The sequence below is a fragment of the Cellulomonas pasadenensis genome, from assembly GCF_047229365.1.
Classification (GTDB): domain Bacteria; phylum Actinomycetota; class Actinomycetes; order Actinomycetales; family Cellulomonadaceae; genus Cellulomonas.
Window position 1 is genome coordinate 1 of the sequence record NZ_JBFTEP010000109.1, and the last position, 12,432, is coordinate 12,432.

Annotated in this window: 10 protein-coding genes and 2 pseudogenes; 2 read left to right on the plus strand and 10 right to left on the minus strand. The window is 75.8% G+C overall.

Features of this window, described 5'->3' with window-relative positions; all coding sequences use genetic code 11:
* Positions 1-175: 175 nt before the first annotated feature.
* The 4 genes and pseudogenes from AB6N23_RS14040 to AB6N23_RS14055 all read right to left on the minus strand — a co-directional run bounded on the left by AB6N23_RS14040 (position 176) and on the right by AB6N23_RS14055 (position 6,012).
* The gene (locus tag AB6N23_RS14040) at positions 176-1,753 is read right to left on the minus strand and encodes an anthranilate synthase component I (protein ID WP_412866643.1); all 1,578 of its coding nucleotides are present in this window, start codon (positions 1,751-1,753) and stop codon (positions 176-178) included.
* 113 nt (positions 1,754-1,866) lie between these two features.
* Positions 1,867-2,244 (minus strand): annotated as a pseudogene (gene hisI, locus AB6N23_RS14045) (phosphoribosyl-AMP cyclohydrolase); the annotation flags it as partial.
* A 55-nt stretch (positions 2,245-2,299) separates the two neighbouring features.
* On the minus strand, positions 2,300-4,120 hold the full coding sequence (locus AB6N23_RS14050; protein WP_412866644.1) for an ABC transporter ATP-binding protein: 1,821 nt from the start codon (positions 4,118-4,120) through the stop codon (positions 2,300-2,302).
* Positions 4,117-6,012, minus strand: coding sequence for an ABC transporter ATP-binding protein (locus tag AB6N23_RS14055; RefSeq protein WP_412866650.1), 1,896 nt, complete (start codon positions 6,010-6,012; stop codon positions 4,117-4,119). The genes AB6N23_RS14050 and AB6N23_RS14055 overlap by 4 nt, the downstream gene beginning before the upstream one ends.
* 174 nt (positions 6,013-6,186) lie before the next feature.
* Here AB6N23_RS14055 and AB6N23_RS14060 point away from each other — a divergent pair, with 174 nt between their 5' ends.
* Positions 6,187-6,834, plus strand: coding sequence for a TIGR03085 family metal-binding protein (locus AB6N23_RS14060; RefSeq protein ID WP_412866645.1), 648 nt, complete (start codon positions 6,187-6,189; stop codon positions 6,832-6,834).
* Positions 6,835-6,871: 37 nt separating this feature from the next.
* Here AB6N23_RS14060 and hisF read toward each other — a convergent pair whose 3' ends face one another.
* From hisF to AB6N23_RS14090, 6 genes are all read right to left on the minus strand, one after another.
* The gene (hisF, locus tag AB6N23_RS14065) at positions 6,872-7,642 is read right to left on the minus strand and encodes an imidazole glycerol phosphate synthase subunit HisF (protein ID WP_412866646.1); all 771 of its coding nucleotides are present in this window, start codon (positions 7,640-7,642) and stop codon (positions 6,872-6,874) included.
* The gene (locus AB6N23_RS14070) at positions 7,639-8,520 is read right to left on the minus strand and encodes an FKBP-type peptidyl-prolyl cis-trans isomerase (RefSeq protein WP_412866647.1); all 882 of its coding nucleotides are present in this window, start codon (positions 8,518-8,520) and stop codon (positions 7,639-7,641) included. Before AB6N23_RS14070 ends, hisF begins: the two co-directional genes overlap by 4 nt.
* A gap of 146 nt (positions 8,521-8,666) precedes the next feature.
* The gene (gene pafA, locus AB6N23_RS14075) at positions 8,667-10,028 is read right to left on the minus strand and encodes a Pup--protein ligase (RefSeq protein WP_412866648.1); all 1,362 of its coding nucleotides are present in this window, start codon (positions 10,026-10,028) and stop codon (positions 8,667-8,669) included.
* Positions 10,029-10,084: 56 nt separating this feature from the next.
* Positions 10,085-10,789, minus strand: a complete 705-nt coding sequence (prcA, locus tag AB6N23_RS14080; RefSeq protein ID WP_378203186.1) for a proteasome subunit alpha — start codon at positions 10,787-10,789, stop codon at positions 10,085-10,087.
* Positions 10,786-11,631 carry a proteasome subunit beta gene (gene prcB, locus AB6N23_RS14085; protein WP_412866649.1) on the minus strand — a complete coding sequence of 282 codons (846 nt, stop codon included), beginning with the start codon at positions 11,629-11,631 and terminating at the stop codon, positions 10,786-10,788. Before prcB ends, prcA begins: the two co-directional genes overlap by 4 nt.
* Positions 11,632-11,637: 6 nt before the next feature.
* Positions 11,638-11,832, minus strand: a complete 195-nt coding sequence (locus tag AB6N23_RS14090) for a ubiquitin-like protein Pup (protein WP_378203192.1) — start codon at positions 11,830-11,832, stop codon at positions 11,638-11,640.
* Between the two features lie 162 nt (positions 11,833-11,994).
* Here AB6N23_RS14090 and AB6N23_RS14095 point away from each other — a divergent pair.
* Positions 11,995-12,432 (plus strand): annotated as a pseudogene (locus AB6N23_RS14095) (hypothetical protein); the annotation flags it as partial.

Sequence of the window (12,432 nt, forward strand, 5' to 3'; positions counted from 1 at the left end):
GGGGGGGGGGGGGGGGGGGGGGGCGGGGGGGGGGTACGGGTGGGGGGGGGTGGGGGTGGTGCCGGGGGCGGGGTGGGGGTGCGGGTGGGGGGGGTGGTGGGCGTGGGGGGTGGGGGTGGGCGGGGGCTCCTGCGGCCCCGCCGGGGCGCCGCCGCCGCGCGCTGCGCAGGCGCGGTCACGGCACGTCGCGCCGCAGGCGCGCGGCGAGCTGCACCGCCCGGACCGCGGCAGCCGCCTTGTTCCGCGACTCCTCGTACTCCAGGGCGGGCACGGAGTCCGCGACGATGCCGCCGCCGGCCTGGACGCTGGCGCGCCCGTCACGGATGACGGCGGTGCGGATCGCGATGGCCATGTCCATGTCGCCCGCGAAGTCGAAGTAGCCCACCGTGCCGCCGTACACGCCGCGCCGGGCCGGCTCGATCTCGTCGATGAGCGCGATCGCGCGGGGCTTCGGGGCCCCGGAGAGCGTGCCCGCCGGGAACGTCGCCACGAGCGTCTGCAGCGCGGTCGCCCCCTGGCGCAGCCGTCCGACGACCGTCGAGCAGATGTGCATGATGTGCGAGAACCGCTTGACCGCCATGAACTCGACGACCTCGACGCTGGCCGGCTCGCACACCTTCACGAGGTCGTTGCGGGACAGGTCGACGAGCATGATGTGCTCGGCGCGCTCCTTCGGGTCCGCGAGCACCTCGTCCTGCAGCGCGCGGTCCTCCTCGGGCGTGGCGCCCCGCGGCCGCGAGCCCGCGATGGGGAACGTCACGACGTGCCCGTCCGTGACCTTGACGAGGGTCTCGGGGCTGGAGCCGACGACGGCGAAGTCGCGGCCGTCCGGGTCCTGCAGCGCGACCAGGTACATGTACGGGCTGGGGTTGATCGTGCGCAGCACGCGGTACACGTCGACCGGCTCGGCCGGGCAGTCGAGGTCCAGCCGCTGCGACAGGACGACCTGGAAGACGTCGCCGTCGCGGATCGCCTCCTGCCCCCGCCGCACCGCGTCCTCGAACTCGTCGCGCGTGCTGCGGAACTCGAGCTCCGGCTCGGGCAGCGTGGCGTCGAGCACGGAGGTCGCGGGCGGGGCCGGGCGGCGCAGGGCGTCCTGCATGGCGTCGAGGCGCGCCACCGCGTCGGCGTGCGCCTCGTCGACGCGCTCGTCGGTGGCGTCGAAGTTGATGGCGTTGGCGACGAGCCACACCGAGCCGTCGACGTGGTCGACGGCCGCCAGGTCGCTCGCGAGCAGGAGGGTCACGTCGGGCACGCCGAGCTCGTCGGGCGCCTGCGCCGGCAGCGTCGGCTCCCACTGCCGCACGACGTCCCACCCGAGCACGCCCACGAGCCCGCCGGTGAGCGGCGGCAGGCCGTCGACGGACGGCGTCCGCAGGACGTCGAGGGTGGTGGCGAGCACGTCCAGCACGGGTCCGTCGGTCGGCACGCCGACGGGGACGTCGCCCGTCCACGCGGCCTGCCCGTCGCGGACGGACAGCGTCGCGCGCGAGCGCACCCCGACGAAGGACCACCGGCCCCAGGAGCCGTCGGACTCCGCGGACTCCAGCACGAACGTGCCCGGCCGGCCGGCCGCGAGCGTGCGGTAGAGACCGACCGGCGTCACGTCGTCCGCGAGGAGGCGGCGGACCACCGGCACGACGCGGCGCGTCGGCGCCAGCGCACGGAACTCGTCGAGCGACGGCCACGTCGCGCCCCAGGGCAGGTCCGTGGCGGTCGCGCGGGGCGCGGCGGTGGCGGACGTCTGGGTCACGGGACGGCTCCTTCGGACGGTGCGGTCGGGTCCTGCTTCGTGGGGTCCTGCTTCGTCGGGTCCTGCTTCGTCGGGTCCTGCTCTGCGGGGCCGGAGTCGCCGGGGCGCGTGACGGGCAGCGGCCCGCCCGCCTCGAAGCACGTGCGGCTGCCGGTGTGGCACGCGGCGCCCACCTGGTCCACCGTCACGAGCACGGCGTCCCCGTCGCAGTCGAGGTCGACGGAGCGGACGTGCTGGACGTGGCCGGACGTGTCGCCCTTGCGCCAGTACTCCTGCCGCGAGCGGCTCCAGAACGTCACGCGACCGGTCGTGAGCGTGCGGTGCAGCGCCTCGTCGTCCATCCAGCCGAGCATGAGGACCTCGCGCGTGTCGTGCTGCTGCACGATCGCGGCGACCAGGCCCGACGCGTCGCGGCGCAGGCGCGCGGCGACGGCGGGGTCGAGGCTGCTGGGGCGCGGGACCGGGGCGGACGAGGAGGCGTCGACGGGCACCGGACGATCCTGCCACGCGGCACCGGGCGGTCCGCGCGCGCGACCGCCGTCGCGGTCAGCGGGTCTGCGCCACCCAGGCCGCGTGCATCCCGGCGTACTGGCCGCCCCGCGTGACGAGCGTCGCGTGGTCACCCACCTCGACCACCTCGCCGGCGTGCACCACGACGACCAGGTCGGCGGCCTCCGCGGTCGACAGCCGGTGCGCGATCGTCAGCGTCGTGCGGCCGCGGGCCAGCTCCCGGAGCGCCCGCGCGATGCGGACCTCGGCGACGGGGTCGACGGCGGACGTCGCCTCGTCGAGCAGGAGCAGGTCGCCGTCGGCGAGCCGCGCACGGGCCAGGGCCACCAGCTGGCGCTCCCCCGCCGACAGCATCTCGCCGCGCTGCCCGACCGGGGTGGCCAGGCCCTGGGGCAGCTCGTCGACCCACGCGTCCAGGCCGAGCTCCTCGACCGCGGCGCGGACGCGCGACTCCACGTCGGTCTCGCCGTCGCGCAGGCCGTACGCCACGTTCTCCGCGAGCGTGCCGTCGAACAGGAAGCCCTCCTGCGGGACGAGCACGACCCGGCGGCGCAGGTCCGTGCCGCGCACCTCGCGCAGGTCGACCCCGTCGAGCCGCACCGCACCCGTGGTGGGGTCCATGAACCGCGCGACGAGCTTCGCGAGGGTCGTCTTGCCGGACCCCGTCGCGCCGACGACCGCCACGGCCGTCCCCGCGGGCACGTCCAGCGTGACGTCCCGCAGGACCGGCGGGCCGTCCGGGTACGCGTAGCCGACGTGGTCGAACGTCAGGGTCGCGGGCCCGCGCGGGCTGGGCCGGCCGGCGTCGCCGGGGTCGGCCACGTCGACGGGAGTCTCGAGCACGCCGAGCACGCGGCGCCACCCGGCGACGGCGTTCTGCAGCTCGTTGAGGATCTCCGTCGCCATCTGCACCGGCCCGGTGAACAGCTGCACGAGGAAGAGGAAGGCCAGCACCCGCCCGACGCTCAGGTCGCCGAGGACGCCCAGCCACGTGCCCGCCACGACGACCGCCGCGAGCACCAGGTTCGCGACCAGCACGCCGGAGGAGAAGACCACCGCGACGAGGTTCTGCGCCTTGACCATCGCGTCGCGCGTCGCGCGCACAGCCGCGTCGATGCGGCGCTGCGTGCGGGTCGCGACGCCGTACGAGCGGATCGTCTCCGCGCCGACCACGGCCTCCGACACCGCGCCGAGCATCGCGCCGTACCGCTCGCGGACCCGGCCGTAGCGGGCGTTGACGCCCTTCTGCAGGCGCGGCAGCACGACGAGCAGCGGCACGAAGCAGAGCCACACGAGCAGCGTCAGCTGCCACGAGTAGACCGCCATCAGGGCCGTCGCGACGCCGATCTGGAGCAGCGAGACGAGCAGCATGATGCCGCCCCACTGGACGAACATCGAGATCGTGTCGACGTCCGAGGTGACGCGCGAGACGAGCGACCCGCGCCGCTCGCTGCCCTGCGTCAGCACGGACAGGTCGTGCACGTGCCGGAACGCGCGCGTGCGCAGGGTCAGCAGCCCGCTCTCGCTCGACCGGAACAGCCGCACGTTGACGCCCGCGGAGCAGGCGGCGCCGACGAGCAGGCCGCCCGCCGCGAGGCCGACGAGCGCCGCGACCCGGCCGACGTCCACGCCGGCCGGCGCGAGGATGCCCGTGTCGACCGTCTGCTGCACCGCCACCGGCACGAGGACGCGCGCGAGCGCGGCGACGACGGCGAGCCCGAGCGTGCCGAGCAGGCCGTGCAGCAGCTCGGGCGACACCTGCACGCCGCGGCGCAGGGTCGCCAGGACGCCCAGCGTGCTCGCCGGCGCCATGCGCGCGTCCGTGCGGGCGGTGCCGTCCGCCGCGGTCCCGCTCATCGCCGTCCTCCCCCGGTGCGTGCGTCGTCGCGTCCCGCTGCCGCGTCGCCCGCTGCCTGCGTCGCGCCGTCCCGCGGCCCCGCGCCGGAGCCGTCCGGCACGTCGTCGACGTCCTCCTCGGCCGCGCGCGCGTCGGCCCGCTCGCGGTCCCGGCGCGCCGTCTCCTGCTCGTAGGCCGTGGCGAGCGCGGCGTACCCGGGGTCGCGCCCGAGCAGCTCCGCGTGGGTGCCGCGGTCGACGACCCGGCCCGCCTCGAGGTGCAGGACCTCGTCGGCCAGCAGGACGGACGACATGCGGTACGCGACCAGCAGCACCGTGGGCACGTGCGTGTCGCCGGCGGAGCGCAGGCCCGTGAGGATGTCCCGCTCCACGCGCGGGTCGACCGCCGAGGTGGCGTCGTCGAGGACGAGGACCCGCGGCCGGCGCACGAGCGCGCGGGCCAGGGCGAGCCGCTGCCGCTGGCCTCCGGAGAGGTTCGCACCGCGCTCGCCCAGGGGGGCGTCGAGCCCGCCCGGCAGGGCGCGGACCACGTCGTCGACCCGCGCGGTGCGCAGCGCCCGCCACACCTCGTCGTCCGACGGCGCGCCGGGGTCGTCCGCGTCGGCGAGCGTGACGTTGCCGCGGACGGTGTCCTCGAACACGAAGGTCGACTGGCTGACGTACGCCACCTGGGCCGCGAGGTCGGCGGCGTCGACCGTCCGCACGTCGCGCCCGTCGACCTCCACGACGCCCGCCGACGGGTCCGCGAGGCGCGGCACCAGCCCGACGAGTGTCGTCTTGCCGGAGCCCGTCGGGCCGACCACCGCCAGCGTGCGGCCGGGGGCGACGTGCAGGTCGACCGCGTGCAGCAGCTCGGCCTCGCCGTCCGCCGCGGGCACGCGGAGCGTGACCCCGCGCAGGCGCACGTCCGCACCGCCGGCGCCGTCCGGCAGACGCGCGCCGCCGTCGACCGGGACGCCGTGCGCGTCGAGCACCCGCGCGATGCGGTCGTGGCCCACGAGACCGCGGGGCAGCTCGCCGAGCACCCAGCCGAACGCGCGCACCGGCACGGCGAGCAGCGTCAGCAGGTAGGCGGCGCCGACGACGTCGCCGGTGCCGATCGCGCCCGACGCGACGCGCTGCGTGCCCACCAGCAGCACCAGCAGCGTGCCCAGGTTCGGCAGGAGGTCGATGACGGGGTCGAACACCGCGCGGACGACGCCGACGCGGACGTTCGCGTCCCGCAGCTGCCGCGCCCGCGCGCCGAAGCGCGCCTCCTCGCGGTCCTCGGTGCCGAGCGACTTGACGAGCGACGCCGCCTCGAAGCTCTCGTGCGCGATGTCCGCGACCTCGGCGCGCAGCTGCTGCGCGCGCGTGATCGCCGGCGTCATCCGGCGCTGGAAGACGAGGTTGGCGACGACGGCCAGCGGCAGCACCACGAGCGCGGCGAGCGCGAGCCAGACGTCGGTGCGCAGCAGCGCAGCCGTCGCGACGACGATCATCACGACCACTCCGAGCGCGAACGGCAGCGGGTTGAAGACTCCCGTCGCGGCCTCCACGTCGGACCCGGCGTTCGACAGCAGCTGCCCCGTGGGGTGGCGCCGGTGCCACGTCATGGGCAGGCGCAGGTACTGGCGCGTGACGGCACGGCGGTGGTCCGCCTGGATGTCGGCGACGCCGATGCCCGCGAAGACGCGGCGCAGGGCGACGGCGACCGCCAGGGTCAGCGCGACGAGGGCCATCGCCACGCCGGCGACCCAGATGCGCCCCCGTGCGTCGGTCGAGCCCTCGATGGCGGGGACCACCACGGCGTCGGTCGCCCACGCGAGCACGCGGCTCACGCCGACGGTGGCGGCGCCGAACACGGCCGAGGTGAGGACCGCGAGGACGTAGGTGCGCGGCTGGGAGCGCATGCCGCGCCAGACCAGGGCCGCCGACCGCCGGGTCGCCGACCCCTGCAGCGCCGCGGGGGTCGACTGGGCGCGCGTGGGCACAGCTGTCTCACTCTCCTGCTGACGGGGACCTCGTCATCCTCTCACGCGACCACCGCTGCGCCCGGTGGCCCGCCGCGTGGCACGATCCGTGCCATGACCTGGCACGAGACCGAGCGCGCATGGCTGGCCGACACCCTGCGCGCCACCGCCTACGACGCACCCACGCTGTGCGCAGGCTGGCAGGCGCGTCACCTCGCCGCGCACCTCGTGCTGCGCGAGCGCGCGCCGCGCGCGGGGGCGGGCGCCGTGGGGACCGCCGCCACCCGGGGGCCCGGCGCGGCGACGGAGCGGCTCGCGGCGACGGTCGAGGGGCCGGCCGACTACGCGGCGCTGGTCGACACGTTCGCCGCACCGCCGCCCCGCTGGAGCCCGCTCGCGTGGGCGGGCGACGCGGTCAACGCGTCCGAGTACTTCATCCACACCGAGGACCTGCGCCGCGGTGCGGGACCGGTCGGGCCGCGCGCGCTGCCGGACGGGCTGCGGGACCTGCTGTGGGGCCAGCTGCTGCGGATGGCCCCCGTGCGGCTGCGCCGGCTCGGCCCGGGCGTCGTGCTGGTGCGTCCCGACGACCTCCGGTCCGCCGTGCACCGCGCGCGCGGCGGCCACGGCACGGTGGTGCTGCGCGGCGAGGTCGGCGAGCTCGTGCTCGCGGTCTCGGGGCGCCTGCAGGCGGCCGACGTGACGGTCGAGGGGGCACCCGACGACGTCGCCGCGGTGCGCGAGCTGCTCACCGGGCCCTGACGGCCGGTGCGGTGAGTGCGGTGCGTGTGGCGCGGGCTCAGCGCACCTCGACGCCGGCGGCCCGCAGCGCGTCCTTGACCTGCCCGACCGTGAGCGTGCCGAAGTGGAACACGCTCGCCGCGAGCACGGCGTCCACGCCCGCCCGCGCCACGTCGACGAAGTGCTGCGCCGCACCGGCCCCGCCCGAGGCGATGAGCGGCACGCGCACGACTGCACGCACGTCGCGGATCATGTCGAGGTCGAACCCGGCGGTCGTGCCGTCGGCGTCCATCGAGTTCAGCAGCACCTCGCCGACGCCGAGCTCGACCGCCCGCCGGGCCCAGGCGACGGCGTCGAGGCCGGTGCCGCGGCGGCCGCCGTGCGTGGTCACCTCGTAGCCGGAGTCGGTGCGCGTCTCCCCCGTCACGCGCCGCGCGTCGACGGACAGCACGAGCACCTGCGAGCCGAAGCGGTCCGCGATCTCGGTGATGAGCTCCGGCCGCGCGATGGCGGCGGTGTTGACGCCCACCTTGTCGGCGCCGGCCCGCAGCAGCCGGTCGACGTCGTCCGCCGACCGGACGCCGCCGCCCACCGTGAGGGGCACGAAGACCTCCTCGGCCGTGCGCCGCACGACGTCGTACGTCGTCTCCCGGTCGCCCGACGACGCCGACACGTCGAGGAAGGTCACCTCGTCGGCGCCCTCGGCGTCGTAGCGGCGCGCCAGCTCGACCGGGTCGCCGGCGTCGCGCAGGTTCGCGAAGTTGACGCCCTTGACGACGCGTCCGGCGTCGACGTCGAGGCAGGGGATCACCCGCAGCGCGAGACTCATCGGGACGCCTCCGCGGGGTTGCCGGTCGCGAGGATGTCGATCACGAAGACGACCGTCTGCCCCGCGAGGTCCTCGGCGTCGGTGACGCCCAGCGGGTAGCTCGGCGGCACGACGAGCATCACCTGGCTGCCGGCGGGCTGGTCGACGAGCCCCTCGGCCCACGCCTGCACGTCGGACAGGAGGAAGGACACCGGAAGTCCTCGGGTCCAGGACGCGTCGAACAGCTCGCCGCTCTCCCACGCGAACCCGCTGTACTGCACGGTGATCACGTCGCCGGGTGCGACCTGCGGGCCGGTGCCGCGCAGCAGCGGCTCCACGACCAGGTCGGCCGGGGGCGGCGTGCCCGTCGGCGTCAGCGACGGCGAGCCGTCCTCGGCGGTCGTGACGGCCGGCAGCGCCGGGTTCGGCGCGAGCGGCTCGCCGACCGCGCGCGTCGGCAGCACGTCGAGGACGGTCACGGTCGGGTAGTCGGCGCCCTGCCCGCCGGGCGCCACCTGCAGCAGCCGCGCCCCGACCTGGTGCCCGCGCAGCGTCTCGTACAGGTCGGTGCCGAGGTCCTCCTCGGTCAGCAGGCGCGGCGTCGGGCTGGTCGAGTAGCTCTCCTTGACGAGGCTCGCGTCCGTGGCGTTCTCCAGCCAGAAGTCGATGAGCACGGGTCCGCCGTCGACCAGCTCCGCGCCGGTCCCCGGCCACACCGTCTCGCGGTGCGTCGCGTCGACGGTGAGGGGCGTCAGGTACGTGACGGTGGGCGCGTCGCCGGGGCCGCCGGTCACGGTGACCTCCGGGTCGGCCGTCGTCGGGGTGCTCCCGCACGCCGCCAGCAGCAGCGTCAGGACGGCCAGCGCCGCCACCCGGCGGGCACCCGCCACTCGCGCCACGTCGTGTCCTCTCGCGTCTGCGGGCCGCGAGGCGGGACGCGCGTCGCGGCGGCACGCGCCCGTGCCGGGCGGTGCGGGGCCTCACTGTACGTGCCGGTCCGGTGCCCGCGGGCGCGCGCCCGGGGCCCGGCGTCACGCCGCGGACGTCACATCGACTCGATCAGCCGGTCGACGCGCTCGTCCACGCTGCGGAACGGGTCCTTGCACAGCACGGTCCGCTGCGCCTGGTCGTTGAGCTTGAGGTGCACCCAGTCGACCGTGTAGTCGCGGCGGGCGTCCTGGGCGGCCCGCACGAAGTCGCCGCGCAGCTTCGCGCGGGTCGTCTGCGGCGGTACGGCGGTCGCCTCGAAGACGTCGAGGTCGGTGGTGACGCGCTCGACGAGCCCGCGCGCGGCCATGAGGTTGTACAGCCCCTCGGTGCGCGAGATGTCGTGGTACGCCAGGTCGAGGCGCTGCACGCGGACGTCCGACAGCTCCAGACCGTGCTTGGCGCGGTACCGCTCGATCATCCGGTACTTGATCACCCAGTCGAGCTCGCGCTCGACGAGCGACAGGTCGCCCGTGCGCAGCGCCCGCAGGCCCCGCTCCCACAGGTCGAGCACCTGCTTCGTCTCCGGCGACGGGCCGACCTCGGCGGCGACGAAGTCCGACACCCGCGCGAGGTACTCCTCCTGCAGGTCGATCGCCGTGACCGTGCGCCCCGACGCCAGCGTGACCTGCTGCTGCCCGGTCATGTCGTGGCTGATCTCGCGGATCGCGCGGATCGGGTTCTCCAGCGTCAGGTCGCGCATGGGGACGCCGGCCTCGACGAGCCGCAGCAGCAGGTCGGTCGAGGCGACCTTCAGCATGGTCGTCGGCTCCGCCATCGACGAGTCGCCGACGATGACGTGCAGGCGCCGGTAGTGCTCGGCGTCCGCGTGCGGCTCGTCGCGGGTGTTGATGATGGGGCGCGACCGCGTCGTGGCGCTCGAGACCGCCTCCCAGATGTGGTCGGCGCGCTGCGACAGGCAGTAGACGGCTCCCCGCGGCGTGGCGAGCACCTTCCCCGCGCCCGTGAGGACCTGCCGGGTGATGAGGAACGGCACCAGCACGTCCGACAGCCGCGCGAAGTCGCCCTGCCGGCGCACCAGGTAGTTCTCGTGGCAGCCGTAGGAGTTGCCGGCCGAGTCCGTGTTGTTCTTGAACAGGTGGATGCGTCCCGGCAGCCCCTCGTGCTCCAGCCGCTGCTGCGCGTCGGCGACCAGCCCCTCGAGGATGCGCTCGCCCGCCCGGTCGTGCGTGACCAGCTGACGCCAGTCGTCGCACTCCGCGGTCGCGTACTCGGGGTGCGAGCCCACGTCGAGGTACAGCCGCGAGCCGTTGCGCAGGAAGACGTTCGAGGAGCGCCCCCACGCGACCACCTTGCGGAACAGGTAGCGCGCCACCTCGTCCGCGGACAGCCCGCGCCCGTCCTGCGCCGCGCACGTCACGCCGTACTCGGTCTCCAGACCGAAGATCCGCCTGTCCACGCGTGCCTCCCGTTCCTCGCGCCACCGCGCCCCACCGGCGCGGTCGGTGCCGTCGCTCAGGCCGTCGACGCCCCGAGCACGTCCTCCAGCAGCGCACCCGTCAGCCGGCGGAACGCCCGCCGCGGGCGCGTGCGGTCGAGCACCGCCACCTCGAGCTGACCGGCGCCGAGGGTCCGCGGCTCGCCGTCGTCCGGCGCCGAGCCGAGCACCCGCACCGCGAGCCCCAGGACCTCGGACAGGGTCATCCCCGGGCGCCAGCCGCCCTCGAGGAGCCCCGCGAGCCGGTCGGCCTGCCCGCCCATGACGACCCAGCCGTGCTCGTCCGTGACCGACCCGTCGTACGACAGGCGGTAGATCTGGTCGCCCGCGGGCTCGCGCCCGACCTCGACGACGACGAGCTCGACCTCGAGCGGCTTCGACTCGGTGGTGAACACCGTGCCGAGGGTCTGGGCGTACGCGTTCGCCAGGCCGCGCGCCGTGACGTCGACGCGGTCGTAGGAGTAGCCGCGCAGGTCCGCGTAGCGCACACCCGCGACCCGCAGGTTCTCGAACTCGTTGTACTTGCCCACCGCGGCGAACGCGATGCGGTCGTAGATCTCCGAGATCTTGTGCAGCGCCCGGGACGGGTTCTCGGTGGCGAACGCGATGCCGTCGTCGTACTGCAGCACCACGACGGAGCGCCCCCGGGCGATGCCCTTGCGCGCGTAGTCGGCCCGGTCCTTCATCAGCTGCTCGGGCGAGACGTAGAACGGCATGCTCATCGGCCGACCTCCCCCGCACCCGCGCCGCCGACGCGCCGCTCGGTCTCGATGCCCTCCGCGACGGCCGCGAGGTCGTCGTCCGGCACCCGCAGGTACCCCGCCTCCGTCACCGTCGCGACGACCGGCCAGATGCGCCGGACGCGGTCCGGCCCCCCGGTCGCCGAGTCGTCGTCCGCCGCGTCGACGAGCGCCTCGACCGCGACGCGCACCGCGCCCGCGGCGTCGAGCCCGCGGCGCCACCGCTTCTTCAGCGAGCCGCGCGCGAACACGGAGCCCGAGCCGACCGCGTGATGGTCCTGCTCCTCGTAGCGCCCGCCGGTGACGTCGTACGAGAACAGCCGGCCGACGCCGCGGTCCAGGTCGTAGCCGCCGAACAGGGGCACGACGGCCAGGCCCTGCATGGCGAGCCCGAGGTTCCCGCGGATCATCGTGGCGAGCCGGTTCGCCTTGCCGTCCAGCGACAGGAGGCTGCCCTCGATCTTCTCGTAGTGCTCGAGCTCCAGCTGGAAGAGCCGGACCAGCTCGATGGCCAGCCCCGCCGTGCCGGCGATGCCGACCGCGGAGAACTCGTCCGCCGGGAACACCTTCTCGATGTGCCGGCTCGCGATCATCGAACCCATCGTGGCGCGGCGGTCGCCCGCCATGACGACGCCGCCCTCGAACGTCAGCGCGACGATCGTCGTGGCGTGCGGCACGGCGAGCTCACCCGTGGGCAGGGGCCGGTTGCCCGGCAGCAGCTCCGGCGCGTGGCCGGAGAGGAACTCGACGAACGACGACGTACCGGGGGTGGTGAAGGCGTGCGGCAGCCGGCCGGACGCCGCGGACGAGGCGGACGACGTCATCGGCGCTCACTGACCGCCCTTCTGCACGAACCCGCGCACGAACTGCTCGGCGTTGGACTCCAGGACGTCGTCGATCTCCTCGAGGAGCGCGTCGACCTCGGCGTCACGGTCCTGCGCGCTCGGAGCCGTGGGCGTCGGCGTGCCCGGCTCGTCGACCGGCTCGTCGTCCTCGCGGCGCCTGACGTGTTCCTGACCAGCCATGGTGACCTCCTGCTCCCGGGCCGGCGCGTCCCGCGCGCCCGCCCGACCCACCCTAGGCCCATCCCCCCGGACGTCGCAGCGACCGCGCGCGGACGGGTGGACGACGCGCGCCGCGGCTGTGGACGACGGCCGGCGGGCGACCACCGCTGGCACGATGCGCCCATGCCCCCTCCGGTGCCCACCGACACCGTGCACGCCCGCTCCCTGCGCGCGCTGCTCGACGCGACACGCTGCCCCGCGTGCGCCGCGACGCTCCCCGGCCCGCGGTGCGCCGGTTGCGGGCTCGACGTCTCGACGCCCGAGGCGGCGCTGCTCTGGCAGGACAGCGTCGCCGCCGCCGACGCCCTGCGGCGGCGGGAGGAGCGCATCGCCGCGATGCGGACCGCGGCGGCACGCCGCGAGGCGGTGCGCGCGACGGCGGCCCCGGACGAGGTCGCGCTGCGCGCGCGGGACGCGCGCACGGCCTGGGCGCCGCCGACCGCGGCGACGCGCTGGTCGCCGCCGAGCCCGGCGTCCTCCACCGTCGGTGCCGTGCCCCACCCGGCGCCCACCGGCACCCCCGCCGCGTCGGGCGCCGTCCCGGCGTCCTCGGTACCCGCC